Source organism: Streptomyces sp. NPDC088147, assembly GCF_044741565.1.
Classification (GTDB): Bacteria; Actinomycetota; Actinomycetes; order Streptomycetales; family Streptomycetaceae; genus Streptomyces.
Map to the genome: position 1 here is coordinate 24,214 of NZ_JBIUSY010000004.1, position 18,596 is coordinate 42,809.

14 protein-coding genes are annotated in these 18,596 nt (G+C 70.9%); all 14 read right to left on the minus strand.

Translation table 11 applies throughout. From position 1 onward, the window contains the following. Positions 1–34: 34 nt before the first annotated feature. Entirely contained in the window at positions 35–1,084 is a 1,050-nt protein-coding gene (locus ACIOGX_RS15305; RefSeq protein WP_401766630.1) for a sugar phosphate isomerase/epimerase family protein, read from the minus strand. Positions 1,085–1,100: 16 nt separating this feature from the next. Continuing rightward, positions 1,101–2,507 (minus strand): nucleotide pyrophosphatase/phosphodiesterase family protein, encoded by a 1,407-nt coding sequence (locus ACIOGX_RS15310; RefSeq protein WP_356509999.1) that lies wholly within the window; start codon positions 2,505–2,507, stop codon positions 1,101–1,103. Continuing rightward, on the minus strand, positions 2,504–3,673 hold the full coding sequence (gene eboE, locus ACIOGX_RS15315) for a metabolite traffic protein EboE (protein WP_356510001.1): 1,170 nt from the start codon (positions 3,671–3,673) through the stop codon (positions 2,504–2,506). The genes ACIOGX_RS15310 and eboE overlap by 4 nt, the downstream gene beginning before the upstream one ends. A gap of 4 nt (positions 3,674–3,677) precedes the next feature. Further along, positions 3,678–4,526 (minus strand): TatD family hydrolase, encoded by an 849-nt coding sequence (locus ACIOGX_RS15320; protein ID WP_356510003.1) that lies wholly within the window; start codon positions 4,524–4,526, stop codon positions 3,678–3,680. Continuing rightward, positions 4,526–5,125, minus strand: a complete 600-nt coding sequence (locus ACIOGX_RS15325; protein WP_356510005.1) for an EboA domain-containing protein — start codon at positions 5,123–5,125, stop codon at positions 4,526–4,528. The genes ACIOGX_RS15320 and ACIOGX_RS15325 overlap by 1 nt, the downstream gene beginning before the upstream one ends. After that, positions 5,125–5,967, minus strand: a complete 843-nt coding sequence (locus ACIOGX_RS15330) for a sugar phosphate isomerase/epimerase family protein (protein WP_356510007.1) — start codon at positions 5,965–5,967, stop codon at positions 5,125–5,127. Before ACIOGX_RS15330 ends, ACIOGX_RS15325 begins: the two co-directional genes overlap by 1 nt. Further along, the gene (locus tag ACIOGX_RS15335; protein WP_401914200.1) at positions 5,964–7,118 is read right to left on the minus strand and encodes an SCO3242 family prenyltransferase; all 1,155 of its coding nucleotides are present in this window, start codon (positions 7,116–7,118) and stop codon (positions 5,964–5,966) included. The genes ACIOGX_RS15330 and ACIOGX_RS15335 overlap by 4 nt, the downstream gene beginning before the upstream one ends. Positions 7,119–7,132: 14 nt before the next feature. After that, complete coding sequence (locus ACIOGX_RS15340; RefSeq protein ID WP_356510009.1) at positions 7,133–8,284, minus strand: inositol-3-phosphate synthase; 1,152 nt, start codon at positions 8,282–8,284, stop codon at positions 7,133–7,135. 123 nt (positions 8,285–8,407) lie between these two features. After that, positions 8,408–12,094 carry a ThuA domain-containing protein gene (locus ACIOGX_RS15345; RefSeq protein ID WP_356510011.1) on the minus strand — a complete coding sequence of 1,229 codons (3,687 nt, stop codon included), beginning with the start codon at positions 12,092–12,094 and terminating at the stop codon, positions 8,408–8,410. 366 nt (positions 12,095–12,460) lie between these two features. Continuing rightward, positions 12,461–13,465: a sugar phosphate isomerase/epimerase family protein gene (locus tag ACIOGX_RS15350; RefSeq protein ID WP_356510013.1), complete on the minus strand. Its 1,005-nt coding sequence runs from the start codon at positions 13,463–13,465 to the stop codon at positions 12,461–12,463. Between the two features lie 25 nt (positions 13,466–13,490). Beyond that, on the minus strand, positions 13,491–14,702 hold the full coding sequence (locus ACIOGX_RS15355; protein WP_356510015.1) for a Gfo/Idh/MocA family oxidoreductase: 1,212 nt from the start codon (positions 14,700–14,702) through the stop codon (positions 13,491–13,493). 50 nt (positions 14,703–14,752) lie between these two features. Then, positions 14,753–15,790 carry a substrate-binding domain-containing protein gene (locus tag ACIOGX_RS15360; RefSeq protein ID WP_356510017.1) on the minus strand — a complete coding sequence of 346 codons (1,038 nt, stop codon included), beginning with the start codon at positions 15,788–15,790 and terminating at the stop codon, positions 14,753–14,755. A gap of 56 nt (positions 15,791–15,846) precedes the next feature. Continuing rightward, positions 15,847–16,923 (minus strand): ABC transporter permease, encoded by a 1,077-nt coding sequence (locus ACIOGX_RS15365; protein WP_356510019.1) that lies wholly within the window; start codon positions 16,921–16,923, stop codon positions 15,847–15,849. Then, positions 16,920–18,461 carry a sugar ABC transporter ATP-binding protein gene (locus ACIOGX_RS15370; protein ID WP_356510021.1) on the minus strand — a complete coding sequence of 514 codons (1,542 nt, stop codon included), beginning with the start codon at positions 18,459–18,461 and terminating at the stop codon, positions 16,920–16,922. The genes ACIOGX_RS15365 and ACIOGX_RS15370 overlap by 4 nt, the downstream gene beginning before the upstream one ends. Between the last annotated feature and the right edge of the window lie 135 nt (positions 18,462–18,596).

Sequence of the window (18,596 nt, forward strand, 5' to 3'; positions counted from 1 at the left end):
CCGTGCCGTCACACCGGCGGATGTTCCCTGTGGACTACCGGCGCTCGCGCAGCGAGTGCAGGTGCGCCGCCGACTTCTTGGCGAAGAGGATGGAGTCCACCGGCTGGTCGTGCTCCACCTGCCAGTGGTGGTCACGGCGCCCGCCGCGGGTCTTGTTCACCGCCGATATGAAGCGCGTGTAGTCGATGTCGCCGTCACCGACGTCCACCATCCGGTAGCCGTCGCGGGCGGCGATGTCCTCGATGCCGTCCTTCACATGGAAGAGCGGGTACCGGTGGGGCTGCTTGAGCACGTACCGCAGCGGGTCGAAGGGCGCGGGCTTGCCCTCGGGGGTCTTGCTGAAGCGGAACTGCCCGGCGAACGCCCAGTAGATGTCCATCTCCAGATAGACCAGGCTGGGGTCCGTCTCGGCCAGCAGGACGTCGTAGAGCCTGACGTTGGGCTGGTCGGTGGCGAAGGAGAACTCCTCCGCGTGGTTGTGCTGGTAGAACTTCATGCCTCGGCGCTTGGCCGCGGCGCCATAGGCGTTGAAGTCCGCGGCGGCCCGCTTCCAGGCGTCCACGGTCGATCCGTAGCGGAACGGGCCGGAGGCCGTGCCGATGTGGTCCAGGCCCAGTTCCTGGGCGTCGTCCAGGACCTTGGTGAGGTTCTGGGCGAAGCTGTAGGCGTTGGGGTTGTTGTCATCGTAGTAATTGACATGGCTGCCGATGCCCTTGAGACCGTGGTCTCTGGCCAGCCGCTTCAGCTGCGGCAGGGTGATCGCGCCCGCCGAACCCTGGGTGTATCCGGCGTACTCGACCTCGTCGTAGCCGAAGCGCTCCAGCTCCTCGAAGACCTTGGCGAAGCCGATCGTGGAGACCTTGTCACGCAGTGAGTAGAGCTGGACACCGAGCCGGCCGGCGGGCAGCACGGGCTGGCCGTGTCCATGGCCGTGGCCGTGCCCGTGTCCCTTCCCGTGGGCGGCGGCGGGGGTCGCCGAGGCGCCGAGAACGGCGGCGGCGGTCGCGCCCGCGGCGACGCCGAGCATATTGCGTCGGCTCAGCTTCTGGGCGAGCTCTGGGTCGGCTGACTTCTTGCGGCTCATTGCGGAACTCCTTCTGTCAGTGCAGTCCGGCGAGCTGGAGGAGCAGGGATTTGACGTCGGTGGCCGCGACCCGGTCACCGACTGCGCGGGGGGTGGAGCACAGGATGAGCGGACCTTCCTCGTCGCTCCGCGGCAGCCGGCCGTGGCTGCCGCGGATGGGCGAGGCGTCCAGCGGGACGACCGCGAGGCGGTAGCGCATGCCGAGCTTCTTGCGGGCGATCGCCTTGGCCGCCTTGAGGCGTACGTACGGGTCGAGGGGGTCCATGAACAACTCGACCGGGTCGTAGCCGGGTTTGCGGTGGATCTCGACCAACTGGGCGAAGTCGGGGGCCCGTTCGTCGTCGAGCCAGTAGTAGTACGTGAACCAGGCGTCGGGCTCGGCGATGGCCACCAGCTCACCCGAGCGGGGGTGGTCCAGGCCGTGCGCCTTCTTGCCCTCGTCGTCCAGGAGTTCGTCGATTCCGGGGAGATCTTTCAGGGCCTCGCGCGTGGCGTCAAGGTCCTCGGGGCGGCGAACGTAGACATGGGCGAGCTGATGGTCCGAGACGGCGAACGCCCGCGAGGCCATCGGGTCGAGATACTCCATGCCGTCCTGCGTGTGCACTTCCAGCAGTCCGGCCCGGCGCAGTGCCCGGTTGATGTCGACGGGCCGCGAGACCCGGGTGATGCCGTACTCGGAGAGCGCGACGACCGTACGGCCCTCCGCCCTGGCGTCGTCCAGCAGCGGGGCCATGGCGGCGTCGAGATCCGTCGCGGCCCGGTGCGAGCGCGGGTCGTCGGGTCCGTAGCGCTGGAGGTCGTAGTCGAGATGCGGCAGATAGCACAGGGCCAGATCGGGCCGCCGGGTGCGGACGATATGGCGGGTGGCGTCCACGATCCACTGCGAGGAGACGAGGTCGGCGCCGGGGCCCCAGAAGTGGAAGAGGGGGAACGTGCCGAGCTTCTCGGTGAGTTCGTCGTGCAGCGCGGGCGGACGGGTGTAGCAGTCGGGTTCCTTGCGGCCGTCCGCGTAGTAGACGGGACGCGGCGTGACCGTGTAGTCGGTGTCCGCGCCCATCGCGTACCACCAGCAGATGTTGGCCACCGTGTAGCCGGGGTGCGCGCGCCGGGCGGCGTCCCACAGCTTGTCGCCGGAGACGAGGCCGTTGTGCTGGCGCCACAGCAGCACATCGCCCAGCTCGCGGAAGTACCAGCCGTTGCCGACGATGCCGTGCTCGGCGGGGAGCGTGCCGGTGAGGAAGGTGGACTGCGCGCTGCAGGTGACGGCGGGCAGCACCGTGGAGAGGGGGGCCTGCGAGCCGGCCGCCGCCAGCTTGCGCAGGTTCGGCATATGGGCGAGCAGCTGGGGTGTGAGCCCGACGACGTCGAGGACCAGCAGCGGGGTCGGGGTCGGGGCCGGGGTCCCGGCCGGGGTCTCGGTCACGGCAGCTCCTTCAGGCCGAGGTCGGTCAGCAGATCCCGGGCCAGGGTGAGTTCGGCGGCGATTCCGTCGGCGAGCTGTCCGCGTGAACGGGGACGCAGCTCCGGCGGGAGCGCCTGCCAGGTGTAGGTCTCGACCTCCAGATGCCGGGTGCGCGGCTGCGCGACGCCGACGAGCCGGGCCAGGGTGTCCCGGAGCACCGGGAGGGTGGAGGTGAGCGGCGGGGCGGGCGGCGCGTGCAGCGGCACGTGGAAGTGCGCGCGCCAGGGGGCTCCGTCGGGCAGCACATCCCCGGCCAGGGCCTCGTCCAGGTCGTCCGTGCCGCGCAGCCCGGCGGCGGTGCGGGTACGGGTCTGGTGCAGGAAGCGGGGCTCGGCGAAGGAGGCGAGCGCGTCCCGTACCTCCGGCAGATGCGGGTGCTCGGCGTGCAGGGCCGCGGAGAGCTGGGCCTTGGGGATGGAGATGTGCGCGGCCTCCAGCGCGCCGAGCGCGGCGCCCGGGTCCTCGAAGGAGGTGGCGAGATGGCAGGTGTCGATACAGATGCCGATCCGGCCGCTGGCGATGTCGGTGAGCGGGCCGATCGCGTCGGCGGTGGTCTCGACGGTGCAGCCGGGCTCCGGTTCCAGCGCGATCCTGATGGACTTGCCGGTCAGCTCCTCCAGCGCGTCGAGCCGTTCGGCGAGCGTGGACAGCGCCTGGTGCGCGGTGCGGGCCGCGGCGGCGTCCCAGGGGGTACGCCAGCCGAGCGGGAGCGTGGAGACGGAGCCCTCGGTGACATCGTCGGGCAGCAGTGCGGCCAGCAGCCGGGCGAGATCGCTGGTGTGGGCGAGCCGCTCGGGGTCGCGCCAGTCCGGCTTGTACACGCGGTACTTGACCTCTTCGGCGCCGAAGCCCTCGTACGGGAAGCCGTTGAGGGTGATGACCTCGAGACCGCGCCGGTCCAGTTCGGCGCGGAGCCCGCGCAGCACCGCCGGGTCGTTGATCAGGGCCTGGGCGGCGTCCTTGGCGAGCCAGAGGCCGATGCCGAGACGGTCCCGGCCGAGGCGCTTGCGTACGGGCTCGCAGTGGTCGCGCAGCTGGGCCATGACGCCGTCGAGGGTCTCGGCGGGGTGGACATTGGTGCAGTACGAGAGGTGGACGGTGGAGCCGTCGGGGTGGCGGAAGCGCATGGGCTCACTCCCCTCCGCGCAGAATGGAGTTGCCCTCGTGCAGGGCCTCCGGCGCGGGTACGTCCAGCTGGAGTCTGCCGCTGAGTCCGTAGAAGGCGACGGGGTTGCGCCACAGGACCTGGTCGACGTCGTCCTCGTCGAACCCGGCGGCGAGCATCGCGTCGCCCACCTTGCGGGTCTTGAGCGGGTCGCTGTTGCCCCAGTCCGCCGCCGAGTTGACGAGCACCCTCTCGGTGCCGTGTTCCTTGAGGACGGCGACCATCCGGTCCTCGTCCATCTTGGTGTCGGGGTAGATCGAGAAGCCGAGCCAACTGCCGCTCTGTGCGGCGTCCTTGACGGTCGTCTCGTTGAGATGGTCGAGCAGCACCCGGTCCGGGGCGAGCGCCGACTCCCGTACGACGTCGATGGTGCGGCGCAGTCCGGACAGCTTGTCGCGGTGGGGGGTGTGGACGAGCGCGGGCAGGCCGTGGTCGGCGGCGAGCTGGAGCTGCGCGGCCAGGGCGGTGTCCTCGGCCGGGGTCATCGAGTCGTATCCGATCTCGCCGACGGCGACGACACCGTCCTTGACCAGATAGCGCGGCAGTTCGTCCAGGACGGGGGTGCAGCGCGGGTCGTTCGCCTCTTTGGGGTTGAGGGCGAGCGTGCAGTGGTGGGCGATGCCGTACTGGGCGGCCCGGAACGGTTCCCAGCCGAGGAGCGCGTCGAAGTAGTCGAAGAAGCTCTCGGGTGAGGTGCGGGGCTGTCCGAGCCAGAACGACGGCTCGACCAGGGCGCGGACTCCGGAGTCGTACATCGCCCGGTAGTCGTCCGTGGTGCGGGAGGTCATATGGATGTGGGGGTCGAAGATGCGCATCAGGACTCCTCGCCGGTCAGGGTCAACGCACGGTGCAGGTCGGCGGGTACGGGACGGCCGGCGGCGGTGCGCTCCGCCGCGAAGTCGGCGAGCATCCTCGCCAGTTCGGTGTCTCCGTGGGCGCGTGCGGCCAGGCTGTCGACGGCGTCGACCGGCACGCCGGTGAAGAGGCACTTGAGGACGGCGTGCCGCCAGGCGTGGGGGTCGAGATGGGCGGCGGCGTACGGGCCGACGGCGGCGGCGACCAGCCGGGTGTCGTTGGTCCGCAGGGCGTCCTCGACCAGCGGCAGCGCGCCGGGTCCCGTGACGCGGTCGGGCAGGGCGAGCAGGACGGCGCGTCGCTCGGCGGCGGCGCCCCGCTGGTAGAGCCGGGTCAGGGTGGTGAGCCCGGCGCCGGCTTCCCGGAGCAGGAGGGTGCGTACGGCGTCGGCGTGCTCCTGTCCGCAGTGGCGGCCGGCGGCGGCGAAGCGCAGCTCCCAGCGGGCGGCGGCAACGTTGTCGTCGGCACGGCCGGCGGTGGCCTCGGCCAGGGCGTCGTCGAGCCAGGACGCGGCGGGCGCGTCGAGCCTGAGGAGGAGTTCCTCGCGGGTCGGGGTCATCAGGACACCCCCTGGGCGCGGAGGAAGTCGAGGGACGTGCGGGCCAGTTCGGGCCCGGCGTGGGAGTGGCGGGGCAGTTCCACGACGGTCAGGCCCTCGTACCCGGTCGCCGCCAGCGCGGCGAGCACGGGCGGGAAGTCGATCTCGCCTTCTCCGAACGGGAGATGCTCATGGACGCCGCGCCGCATGTCCTCGATCTGCACATGCCGCAGCCAGGGGGCGGCGTCCCGTACGCAGTCGGCGGGCGACGCGTCCTCCAGGCACTGGCAGTGGCCGATGTCGAGGGTGAGCCCGAGCGCGTCCGGGTCGCCGAGCAGATGTCTGAGCCGGTGGAATCCGGCGATGTCCGAGACGAGATGGCCGGGTTCGGGCTCGACGGCGAGGGGGATGTCGGCGGCCTCCGCCGCGTCGAGGACGGGGCCCATCGCCTCTTCGAGCCGCTTCCAGGCGGTGTCGGTGTCGGTGGGTCCTGGGACGATGCCGCTGAAGCAGTGGACGGCGTGCGCGCCGAGGTCGGCGGCGACCTGAACGGCCTTGACCAGCAGCCGCGTCCGGGCGGCGCGGTCGTCGGGGTCCGGGTCGAGCAGCGTGGGTCCGTGCTTGCGGCGCGGGTCGAGTACGTAACGGGCACCGGTCTCGACGGTGACCCCGAGGCCCAGCTCGGCCAGCCGGCGGGCGACCCGCTGGGTGCGGGCGGTGAGATCGGGGGCCATGGGGTCGAGATGCATATGGTCGAGGGTCAGCCCGACGCCGTCGTAGCCGAGGTCGGCGAGCAGCCCGAGGGCGTCGTCGAGGCGCAGATCGGTGAGCCCGTTGGTGCCGTAACCGAAACGCAGACTCATGTGGGGCTCACTTTCCGTGCGAACGTGCGGGCCAGCGGTACGAGCCCCATGACGCCGAGCGCGATCCCGGCGGCCCCGCCGCGCGCGGCCAGCGCGGCCTGGAGCGGGATCATCGCCCGGATGCCGCCGCCGACGGCGCGCTGGGTGAGCGGGGGCGACGGATTGAGCGCGGCGTGCAGGAGGGGGCGCCCCGCGGTCCCCGTGTAGACGAGGGCGAGCGCCCCGGCGAGCGCGGGTCCGGCGGTGGCGAGCGCGGGGACGGCCGACCGGAGCGCACCGGTTCCCCGGCGTGGGGCGGCGCGCAAGCCGCCGGGCGCCACGGCCCCGTCCGTCGGCCGGCCCGCCAGCGTGCCCAGCACGCCGGTGGCCACGAGCGCGGCGAGTGGCGCGGCCGTCGAACCGCCCTGCGCCTCGCGGCGCGAGACGGTGGTGACGGCGACGGTGTGCGCGCCGAGGAGTGTGGCCGAGGGCAGTGCGGTACGGAGACCGTCCCAGGGGCCGGTGACGCGTACGGCTCCAGCGCCCGTGACGGTGCCCGGCGACGGCGTACGGGGCGAGGTGCGCGCGGCGGCACCGCCGCCTCCGGCCGACGCGGACGAGGTGTTCCCGGAACCCCGGGTCACCACTGCCGCGGGGCCGGCCGCGCCGGTCCCGGCCGACGCCGATGTGGCGCGATCGCGCAGCACATTCCCCGTCGCCGTCGCTGTCGCTGTCGCTGTCGCTGTCGCGCCCAGCAGTACGTCCAGTGCCCTGGCCGCGCCCATCGCCGCCGGGCCCGCCGCCGTGTGTTTCAGACGCAGGTCGTACGCCCAGACCGTGGCCGCCAGGGCCGTGCCCACGGCCAGCGACGTCCGGCCCGCGCGGGCCGCGAGGGCGAGGCCCGCGGCCGTCAGCGCGCCCGCCGCGGCGAGGGCCGCCGGCGGGGAGATCCGGCCCGACGGGATGGGGCGGTGCGGGCGGTCGATCGCGTCCTCCTCGCGGTCCGCCCAGTCGTTGAGCGCCATGCCCGCCTCGTACAGGCAGAGCGAGGCGCCCACGGCGAGCGCGGTGGAGCGGTTGGGGCGTGCGCCGAGGGCCGCGGCCCCGGCCAGCGCGTCGCCCGGGACCGTGAACAGGGCGGAGACGCGGAGCAGTTCGGCCCAGGCCCGCATACGTCCGCGCAGGCTCACCTGGTCTCCTTCAGCCGCTCGGCGAAGGCGAGCAGCTCGTCGAACTGTTCGGCGAGCGCGGCGGGGCCGCCGTCCGGATCCTTGAAGTAGAAGCCGAGACCGGGCAGGGGCCCGCTCAGTCCTGCCTCGTGCGCGCGGGCCACCAGCCGGGCGAGGTCGAGTACGAGCGGCGCGGCGAGCGCCGAGTCGCACCCCTGCCAGATGGTCTGGAGGATCATCCGCGAGCCGAGGAAGCCGTCGAACGCGATGTGGTCCCAGGCGGTCTTCCAGTCGCCGAGCGCGGGGACGTCGTCGATGTGGACCTCGCCCTCGGGGGCCGTGCCGAGGGTGTCGGCCAGTACGCGTTCCTTGCCCGCGTTCTTGGCCGCCGCGGCGGCCGGGTCGGCCAGCGCCGCTCCGTCCCCGCCGCCCAGCAGGTTCGTGCCCGACCAGGCCCGGACGGTCAGCGCGCGCTGGACGAACATCGGGGCGAGCACGGAACGGAGCAGCGTCTGGCCTGTCTTGCCGTCGCGGCCGGCGTGGGGAAGTCCGCCGGCCTCGGCGGCCGCCGTGAGGGCCTCGGTGCGCAGCCCGGTGGAGGGCGTGAAGTTGACGTACGAGCAGCCGGCCCGGATCGCGGCCGCCGCGTAGAGCGAGCTGGCGGGCAGGCGCGGATCGTCCGGCGCGGGCTGGGGTTCGGTGGAGGAGACGTTGACGACGACGGTGCGGGCGACGCCGGTGCGGCGCGCGAAGTCCCTGAGGTCGTCGGCGAACGAGGCGATGAGCTCCTCGTCGCTCCTGGTGTCGCCCGGCTGGGGGCCGCCGGCCCGTATCTCCTGGTCGGCGGCGGCCAGTTCGGCGTGGATCGCGGCGGGCAGGCCGTGCGGCAGCACACCCGCCGCGGTCAGCGCCTCCGCGCGCTTGGGCAGCGGACAGCTCGCCGTGTCGTGTCCGCCGAAGACGAGCGAGGAGAGTGCGGGGAGGCCCGTGTCCGCGAAGGGCGCGGTCTCGGTGACCATGCCCGTCGCGGGATGGAGCCCGGCGGTGACCGCCGCGCATCCGGCGACGGCCGTCGTGGCGACGGAGCCGCGCGCTCCGACGAACCAGACGCCGGTGCGTGCTGCAGTCGATTCTGTACGGGTCGTCGTCGCGGGACTGGTCGTCGTCACGGGGCTGCCTCCCTGCCGGTGGTGTGGTGGTTGGTGGACGGCGGGCGGGGGGTACGGCGCCTCCCCGCCCGCCGCCGGCTTACGGGCCGCCCCGTCCCGGAGACCTCTGGCTACGAGAGGTCTCTAGGCGGAGGGCAGTTCCTTGAGCTGGACGTCACGGAAGGACACCTGGTCGTCCGCGCCGTGGTTCTGGAGGCCGATGTAGCCGTCCTTCAGACTGCGCTCGGGGTCCTTGTTGGTGAAGTCGTTGATCTTCACGCCGTTGAGGAAGATCTGCAGACGCTCACCCTGGACCTTGATCTCGTAGTTGTTCCACTGGCCCGGGGGCCGCAGAACCTGGTCCCTGGCCTTGATGTTGGCCGACTTGAAGCCGTAGACGGAGCCGGTGGTGCGGTCGGCCGCGTCGGTGGCGTCGATCTGGATCTCATACCCCTTGTCGACCGCGGACCACGGGTCGTCGGAGGCCGGGAAGCCCACGAAGACACCGGAGTTGTCGTCCCCGTCCATCTTCCAGTCGAGCTTCAGGGAGTAGGAGCCCAGCTGCTTGGCCTGGTACCACAGCAGGCCCATGCCGCCCTCGGAGCGCAGTTCACCGTCCACGACGTTGAACTTGCCCGGTCCCGCCTGCTTCCAGCCCTCCAGCGTCTTGCCGTTGAAGAGGTCCCGGTAGCCGGTCTGCGGCTTGCAGTCCGCCTTCACCTGGCCGGCCGCGTAGCGCAGCCCGCCGAGCAGGTGCTGGCGGAAGGCGTCGTCCGCGTACGACTCCTTGGTGTGGCCGCCGCCGGTGTAGAAGGCACGGCCGCCCTCGTACGTCTGGCACCAGGCGATCGGGTGGTCGCCCTTCATGTTGCCGCCCTGGTAGGTGGTCTCGTCCAGGGTGGCGAGGACGCGGGCCTGATCCCGCGGGTTGGTGCGGTAGTTGTACCACTCGTCGGTGCGCTGCCACTCGTCGCCCAGGTGGGCGGTCGACGGGTGGTCGTGGTCCTCGACGCGTACGGTGGCCGGCTGGATCTGCGGGTGGGAGTCGAAGTAGGCCCCCACCAGACCGCCGTAGAAGGACCAGTCGTACTCGGTGTCCGCCGCGGCGTGGACGCCCATGTAGCCGCCGCCGGTGGCGACGTAGTTCTCGAACGCCTTCTGCTGGTCGGCGTTGAGGACGTCACCGGTGGTGGAGAGGAAGACCACCGCGTCGTACCTGGCCAGGTTGTTGGTGGTGAACTGGCCGGCCGCCTCGGTGGCGTCGACGGTGATCCCGGTGGTCTTGCCGAGCTCCTTGAGCGCGGCGACGCCCGCGGGGATCGAGTCGTGGCGGAAGCCGCCGGTCTTGGAGAAGACCAGGACCCGCTTCTCGGTCTTGCCGGGCACGGCCGTGGAGAGCTGGAAGTCGTCCAGGTCGTACAGCGCGCCGCCGCCGGCACCGCCCTTGAAGACCAGGAACAGCTCGGTGGTCTGCTTGGGTACGGCACGGAGCGGTACGTCGATGTCCTGGAAGGTCTCCCAGCCGCCCGTGACCGGGATCGGCGCGGAGCCGAGCAGGTTGCCGGTGGCCGAGCCGGTGCGCACTTCGAGGAATCCGCCGGCGCCGCCGGAGGAGATCCGCGCGGTGAGCGTCTTGGACCCGGTCAGGTTGTACGGCGAGAAGGAGATCCAGTCGCCGTTGTCGATGTCGCCGACGGTCTTGCCGCCGTTGGCCGGTGCCTTGTCGTAGACCTTGATACCGGAGGAGTTGTTGAAGTGCTCGGCCTGCCGGTGGCGCGGCTGGAGCTGCGACTGGTCGTGCGTGGTGAGCGCCGCCTGGCCGCCGCCTCCGCCGTCGGTGTACTCGGCGTCGATCACACCGAAGATGTTGGCGTTGGGGTCGTGCTCGGTGTCGGCGGGCGCGGTGATGGTGCCCTCACAGCCGTTGGCCGAGGTGATCGGGTGGCCGTGGCTGTCGTGGCCGAGGATGTAGCGGACGACGACCTTGGAGCAGTCGATCGCCCCGTCCTCCGGGTCGGTGACCTTCACCTTGAAGGGGACGGTGTCCCCGAAGTTGAAGAGGTGCCCGTCGTTGGGGAGTTCGAGTGTCACCTTGGGCGCGGTGTTGCCGACGACGATCCGCACGGACGCGCTCGCGGTGCGCTCGGTCGGGTCGGTGACGGTGAGCCGCGCGGTGTAGGTGCCGTTCTTCTTGTACGTGTACGAGGGGTTGGTCTCGGTCGAGGTGCCGCCGTCGCCGAAGTCCCACGCGTAGGTGAGGGCGTCGCCGTCGGGGTCCTCGGTGCCCGCGGAGGAGAAGCCGACCTTCAGCGGGGACTTGCCGGACGTCTTGGTCGCGGTCGCCTCGGCGATCGGTGACTTGCCGCCCGTGGAGTTCTCGATGCGGTAGAGCGCGGAGTGCTCGTCGCCACCGAACCAGGACAGGCCGTAGTCGAGGACGTAGAGCGCGCCGTCGGGGCCGAACTCCATGTCCATGGGCTGGGTGCCGGACCACGGGAACGGGTTGATCTTGCTGACGGTGCCGTCCTCGCCCTGCTCGATCCGCTTGATCCACTGGCGGCCGAACTCACCGGCGAAGAAGTCCCCGTCGTACTCCTCGGGGAACTTGACCGGGGAGTCGAGGTCGGCGTCGTACCGGTAGACCGGTCCGCCCATCGGGGACTCGGAGCCGCTGCCGAACTCGGGCAGGCTGCCGCCGTCGTACGGGATCCAGGCCGGCTGGGCCGGCGGGAGGTCCGTCAGACCCGTGTTGTGCGGCGAGGTGTTCTTGGGCGCGGCGCAGTCGAAGGCCGCGCCGGACGCCTTGGTGGCGAAGTCGTAGTCGATGAAGGGGTCGTTGTCCCCCGTGCAGTACGGCCATCCGAAGTTGCCCGCCTGGGTGACCCGGGCGAACTCCACCTGGCCGGCCGGGCCGCGGGTCGGGGACGCGGCGCCGGCGTCGGGACCGTAGTCACCGACGTAGACGATGCCCGTCTTCTTGTCGACGGAGATACGGAAGGGGTTGCGGAACCCCATGGCGTAGATCTCGGGCCGGGTCTTCTCGGTGCCCGGGGCGAAGAGGTTGCCCTCGGGGATGGTGTACGAGCCGTCCTCGGCGACCTTGATGCGCAGGACCTTGCCGCGCAGGTCGTTGGTGTTGCCGGAGGAACGCTGGGCGTCGAACGCCGGGTTGCGGTCGGCGCGCTCGTCGATCGGCGTGTAGCCGTCGGAGGCGAACGGGTTGGTGTCGTCGCCGGTCGACAGATACAGGTTGCCGTCCGCGTCGAAGGCGATGTCGCCGCCCACGTGGCAGCAGGTGCCGCGCGAGGTGGTGACGTCGAGGACCTTCTTCTCGCTCGCCTTGTCGAGCGTGCCGTCCTCGTTGAGTGTGAACCGCGAGAGCCGGTTGTATCCGTCGAACGGGGCGAAGTCGGCCGCCGTGCCGTTCTCGGGGGCGTCGCCGGACGGGGTGTCCAGCTTGGGCGCGTAGAAGAGGTAAATGGCCCGGTTCTCCGCGAAGTCGGGGTCGACCCCGACGCCCTGGAGGCCCTCCTCGTCGTGGTTGTAGACATCCAGCGTGCCGGAGACGGTGGTGTCGCCGCCCGCGTCGGTGATGCGCAGTGTGCCGTCACGCGAGGTGTGCAGCACCCGGCGGTCGGGCAGGACGGCGAGCGACATGGGCTCGCCGACCGCGTCGGCACCCTTCGCGAGGGTCACCTGCTGGAAGCTCTCCTCCGCGGCCGGCTCGTCCGGATGCGCGGCGGCGGGTACGGCGCTGAGGCTCGATCCTGCGAGCAGAGCGCCCGTCAGGAGTGCGAGGAGGGTTCTGGCTCTGGGGCGTTTTCTGTGCACGAAAGTCCTCCACAATGGGCTGTTCGTACGTGCGGGTTGCCAAGGGAGCGCGGAGGAGCGCTCTCGCCTCCCGGGGAACGGTGCTCGTCCTGCACCGGATCCCCGGAGAGAGGTGGCTGCGTCGCCGACGTGCGCCGTCACATCGGAGACCACCTGTGTCCTGTACGTATGCCGTGTACCTATGTCCTGTACATCTCAGTGGACGGTAGCTGTGTTCGTCCGTGTCCGAAAGACCTTGCGCAGAGGAGAAGTTGCCTTTTTCCTTCCTCAGGACAAAGCACTTTCCGGGCAGGCCTGACCGCCCGGCGGCGTTTCCACCGCCGGGCTGCCAGTCCTCTCCCCGGAGCCCGATCCGGGGAGAAGCCGCTACTCGCCGCCGCCGAAGGCCGCGTCGAAGGACGCGGTCGGCGGGTCGAAGTCGAAGCGCTTCAGGTCCGCGAGGGCCTCGGGGGCGCCGGCCAGCCGGTCCATGCCCGCGTCCTCCCACTCCACCGAGATGGGACCCTCGTACGCGATCGACCGCAGCATCCGGAAGACGTCCTCCCACGGGACATCGCCGTGGCCCGCCGAGACGAAGTCCCAGCCGCGCCGCGGGTCGCCCCAGGGCAGATGCGAACCGAGCCGCCCGTTGCGGCCGTCGAGGCGCTTTCGGGCCTCTTTGCAGTCGACGTGGTAGATCCGGTCCCGGAAGTCGTAGAGGAAGTTGACCGGGTCCAGGTCCTGCCAGACGAAGTGGCTCGGGTCGAAGTTCAGCCCGAACGCGGGCCGGTGGCCGACCGCCTCCAGGGCCTGGTGCGTGGTCCAGTAGTCGTACGCGATCTCGCCCGGGTGCACCTCGTGGGCGTAGCGCACGCCCTCGGCGTCGAAGACGTCGAGGATCGGGTTCCAGCGCTCCGCGAAGTCCTCGTACCCGCGCTCGATCATGCCGGGCGGCACCGGCGGGAACATCGCCAGCAGGTGCCAGATGGACGAGCCGGTGAAACCGATGACCGTATTGACCCCGAAGGCCGCGGCGGCCCGCGCGGTGTCCTTGATCTCGGCGGCGGCGCGCTGCCTGACGCCCTCGGGATCGCCGTCGCCGAAGATCCGGGACGGCAGGATGCCCTGGTGGCGTTCGTCGATGATGCTGTCGCAGACGGCCTGGCTCACCAAGTGGTTGGAGATCGCCCAGCACTTGAGCCCGTACTTGTCGAGTAGCTGGTGGCGACCGTCCAGGTAGCCGGGATCCGCGAGTGCTTTGTCTACTTCGAAGTGATCTCCCCAGCAGGCGAGTTCCAGCCCGTCGTAACCGAAGTCACGGGCGAGCCGGCACACCTCCTCCAGGGGCAGATCGGCCCACTGGCCGGTGAACAGCGTGAACGGACGTGGCATTCGGACCTCCTCCTCGATGTGATGGCTAGGGCTGCGGCACGGGCGTGTACACGGCGTTCTTCGCCGCGCTGTCCTCCACCGCGGCGAGCACCCGCTGCACCTGGAGCCCGTCGGCGAAGGACGGCGCCGGATCGGTCCCGGCGGCGACCGCCTCGACCAGATCGCGGGCCTGGTGCACGAAGGTGTGCTCGTAGCCGAGCGCGTGGCCGGGCGGCCACCACGCTTCCAGATAGGGATGCTCCGGCTCCGTGACCAGGATCCGGCGGAAGCCGGAGGAGGGAGCGGGCTCGGTGTGGTCGTGGAACGACAGCTCGTTGAGGCGCTCCAGATCGAAGGCGAGCGAGCCGCGCTCGCCGTTGATCTCCAGATGGAGCGCGTTCTTGCGCCCCGAGGCCATCCGGGTGGCCTCGAAGGAGGCCAGGGCGCCCGAGGCGAGCCGTCCGGTGAACAGCGCCGCGTCGTCCACGGTCACCGGGCCCGTCTCGGTGCCCGCGGTCCCCGAGAGGCCGGCGGTCGCCCCGCTGAGTACGGGCCGTTCCTTGACGAAGGTCTCCGCGAGCGCGGAGACCCCGACCAGCGGCTCCCCCGTCAGGAACTGCGCCAGGTCGACGATGTGCGCTCCCAGGTCGCCGAGCGCCCCCGACCCCGCGCGCTCGCGCTTGAGCCGCCAGGTGAGCGGGGCCGCGGGATCGGCCAGCCAGTCCTGGAGATAGGTGACCCGGACATGGCGCAGGGTGCCGAGCCTGCCCTCCGCGATCAGCTTCCTGGCGTACGAGATCGCGGGCACCCGGCGGTAGTTGAAGCCGACCATGGCCAGCTGACCGCGCGACCTGGCGTCGGCCGCGGCCCTGACCATGGCCTCGGCCTCGGCCACCGAGTTGGCGAGGGGCTTCTCGCACAGGACGTGCTTGCCCGCCTCCAGCGCGGCGATGGCGATCTCCGCGTGGCTGTCCCCCGGGGTGCAGATGTCCACGACCTGCACGTCGTCGCGCGCGATGAGCCGCCGCCAGTCGGTCTCGGCCGCTGCCCAGCCGTGCCGGTCCGCCGCGGCGCGGACCGCGTCCGCGTCACGGCCGCAGACAGCGGCGAGCACGGGGCGCATCGGCAGGTCGAAGACGTGTCCCGCCGTGCGCCACCCCTGTGAGTGTGCGGCGCCCATGAACGCGTATCCGACCATGCCGATACCGAGTGTCGGTGGTGCACCGGCTTCTTTCTCCGACGCTTCCCTGAGGGTCATACGGAGTACTCCTCGTCTCTCGCTGGTGGGGGCGGCCTTGACTGGACCGGTCAGCTGAAGCCCTGAGGCAGGTAGTCATCGATGTTCGTCTTGTCGACCACGGCCGAGAAGAGCGTGACCTGGGCCGGGATCTCCAGCCCGGACAGGCCGCTGACGCCCTTGCTCTGTCCGAGAGCGCGGGCCAGGTCGATGGCGGACGCGGCCATGATCGGCGGGTAGAGGACGGTGGCCTTGAGCACACCGTTGTCCGCCTTGATCGCGTCCATCGCGGCCTTGGCGCCGGCCCCGCCGACCATCAGGAAGCCGTCCCGGCCCGCCTGGTCGATGGCGCGCAGGGCGCCGACGCCCTGGTCGTCGTCGTGGTTCCAGAGCGCGTCGAAGCTGGACTGCGCCTGGAGCAGCTGGGCCATCTTGGCCTGGCCGGACTCCACGGTGAAGTCGGCGGCCTGGCGCGCGACCTTCTTGATGTTCGGGTAGTTCTTGAGGGCGTCGTCGAAGCCCTGGGTGCGCTGCTGGGTCAGCTCCAGGCTGTCGGGCCCGGACAGCTCGATGACCTTCGCGTCGGGCTTGTCCTTGAGCTTCTCGCCGATGTAGTTGCCGGCGTTGAGGCCCATGCCGTAGTTGTCGCCGCCGACCCAGCAGCGGTACGCCTGCGGCGAGGCGAAGATCCGGTCCAGGTTGATGACCGGGATCCCGGCGCGCATGGCTTTCAGCCCGACCTGGGTGAGCGCCTTGCCGTCGGCCGGCAGGATCACCAGGACGTCGACCTTCTTGTTGATGAGGGTCTCGACCTGGCCGATCTGGGCGGCGGTGTCGTTGGAGCCCTCGGTGATGTCGAGCGTCACATCGGAGTAGGTCTCCGCCCGCGACTTGGCGTTCTCGTTGATGGCGTTGAGCCATCCGTGGTCGGCCTGGGGGCCGGCGAAGCCGATGGTGACGGGCTTGCCCGGCTTGTCGTCGGAGGCGGGCTGGTCGTTGGCCGCGGGCTCCTTGTTCGCCGGCTCGTTGCTGGTGCAGGCGGTGAGGAAAGCACCCGCGCCGATGGCGGCGGTGCCGAAGAGCATTCCTCTGCGGCTGGTTTCTGGCATGACGGTTCAACCCTTCAGGTAGGGCGGTACGACAGGAGGCGGGTGCGAGACCGGAACTAGGACTCGCCGTTGCGCGCGGTGCGGCGCTGGACCAGTACGGCGGCGACGATGATCGCGCCCTTGGCGATCTGCTGGACGTCGCTCTGGAGGTTGTTGAGGGCGAAGATGTTGGTGATCGTGGTGAAGACCAGAACACCGAGTACGGAACCGACGATCGTGCCGCGTCCGCCGCTGAGGAGGGTGCCGCCGATGATCGCCGCGGCGATGGCGTCCAGCTCGTACAGATTCCCGTTGGTGTTCTGTCCCGAGCCGGCCAGGACGACCAGCAGGAACGCCGCGATACCGCAGCAGAGGCCGGAGAGCAGGTACAGGTAGAGCCGCTGCCTGCGTACGTCGATGCCGGCGAGCCTGGCGGCCTCCGCGTTGCCGCCGACGGCGACGGTGCGCCGGCCGAAGGTCGTCCGGTTGAGGATCAGCCAGCCGATGACCGTGACGGCCGCGAAGACCAGCACGAGCGGCGGGATGCCCAGGATGTACGAGTCACGGACCCCGAGGTCGAGGACCGAGTCCACGGTGACGATCTGGGTCTTGCCGTCGGTGATCTGGAGGGCCAGACCACGGGCGGAGGCGAGCATCGCGAGGGTGGCGATGAACGGCACCATCCCGCCGTAGGCGATCAGTACGCCGTTGACCAGTCCGCAGGCCAGCCCCACGATCACCGCGGTGAAGAGGATGCCGGCGAACCCGTATTCCTGGGTGGCCAGTGTGGTCGCCCAGACCGACGCCAGCGCCACGATCGCGCCGACCGACAGATCGATCCCGCCGCTGGTGATCACGAACGTCATACCGACGGTGACCACACCGATGACGGACGCCTGGGTGAGCACCAGTTGCAGGTTGTTGGTGTCCAGGAACTGATCGGGCTTGGTGATGCCGCCGACGATGATCAGGGCGGCGAGCACCCCGAGCAGGGAGAGGTTGCGGACGTCGAGACGCAGCCCGAGGGCGCGCCAACCGCCCTTCTCCTCCGTGGACTTGGCGGACGCGTGGGACGTGGCGGGCGGCGTGGGCGGCTCGGGCACGGCCGCCGCGTCGGGCCCGCCCTGCTGCGCCTCGGAGGCAGGCTGTTTCATGACGTCGGGCTCCCTTCCATCACAAGGTCGAGTACACGGTGCTCGTCGAGCTCCTGGGCGGGCGCCCGGTGGACGACCTGGCCCTCGCGGAGCACCAGCACCCGGTCGGCGAGGCCCAGGACTTCGGGGACCTCGCTGGAGACGAGCAGTACGGCGAGGCCCTCGTCGGCCAGCCGGCGGATCACGGCGTACAGCTCGGCGCGGGCGCCGACATCGACTCCGCGTGTCGGCTCGTCGAGCAGCAGCACCCGGCAGCCGCGCAGCAGCCAGCGGGCGAGGACCGCCTTCTGCTGGTTGCCGCCGGAGAGGGTACGGATGCGGGCGTCCGGGTTGTCGGGGCGCAGGGAGAGTTCCCTGGTGGCCTCCCTGGCCGCGGTCCGCTCCGCCGTGTGGTCGAGCCAGCCGGCCCGTGCGAAGCGGGACAGCGAGGACACCGACACGTTGCGGGTGACGGATTCGAGCATCAGCAGGCCCTGGGCCTTGCGCTCCTCGGGGGCGAGGCCCAGCCCCGCGCGGACGGCGGCGCGTACGCTGCCGGGCCGCAGCGGGGTGCCGTTGACGAGCACCCGGCCCGCGGTGGCCTTGCGCGCCCCGTAGATGGTCTCCAGGATCTCGGAGCGGCCGGAGCCGACGAGTCCCGCGAGTCCGACGATCTCGCCGGGCCGCAGTTCGAGGTCGACGGGGGCGAACTCGCCGTCCCTGGCCAGCCCTTCGACCTTCAGCACGGGCTCGGCGCGGGACGCGCCGGCCGGGGCCGGGGGCCGCTCGGGGAAGACGTACTCGACGTTCCGGCCGGTCATCAGCGCGACGACCTCGCGGGTCGGGGTCTCCTTCGCGGGCAGGGCGACGGCCACGGTCCTGCCGTCCTTGATGACGGTGACGCGGTCGCCGATGCGCCGGATCTCCTCCAGCCGGTGGGAGATGTAGATGACGGCCACGCCGTCGGCGGTGAGAGTGGCGACGACACGGAAGAGGTTGTCGACCTCGTCGGGGTCGAGGGCAGCTGACGGCTCGTCCATCACGATGAGCCGTACGTCGTGCGAGAGGGCGCGGGCCATCGACACGATCTGCTGCTGGGCGGCGGAGAGCGAACCGACGGGCCGGTGCGCCTGGATCTCGGGGTGGCCGAGCCGCTTGAGCAGCGCGGTCGCGCGGGTCCTCGCCTCCCGGCCCTTGACCACGAAGCCGGCGGTGGTGGGCTCGTGTCCGAGGAAGATGTTCTCGGCGACCGTGAGCCCTTCGACCAGGTCGAGTTCCTGGTAAATGGTCGCGATGCCGAGCCGCATGGCGGCGATGGGTGATTTCAGTGTGACGGCCTCGCCGCGCCAGGTGATCACACCGCCGTCGGGCTGATGGGCCCCGGCGAGCACCTTGATGAGGGTGGATTTGCCGGCGCCGTTCTGGCCGAGCAGGCAGTGGACCTCGCCCGCCTCGACCTCCAGGTCCACACCGTCGAGGGCGCGGACACCGGGGAACAGCTTGGTGATGCCGGACATGGTGAGCAGAAGTTTTTCCGGTGGTGCGGGTGTTGGTGCCATGGCGTATCCCCTCGGCGGATGCAGCCGTAGAGCGGGCAGGGCAGAAAAGGGGCAAAAGGAAGAAGACGAAACGGAGTTGGGCAGGGCGGAACCAGGTGCGGCGGAGCGGTGTCGGTACGTCGTGCGGATACGGCT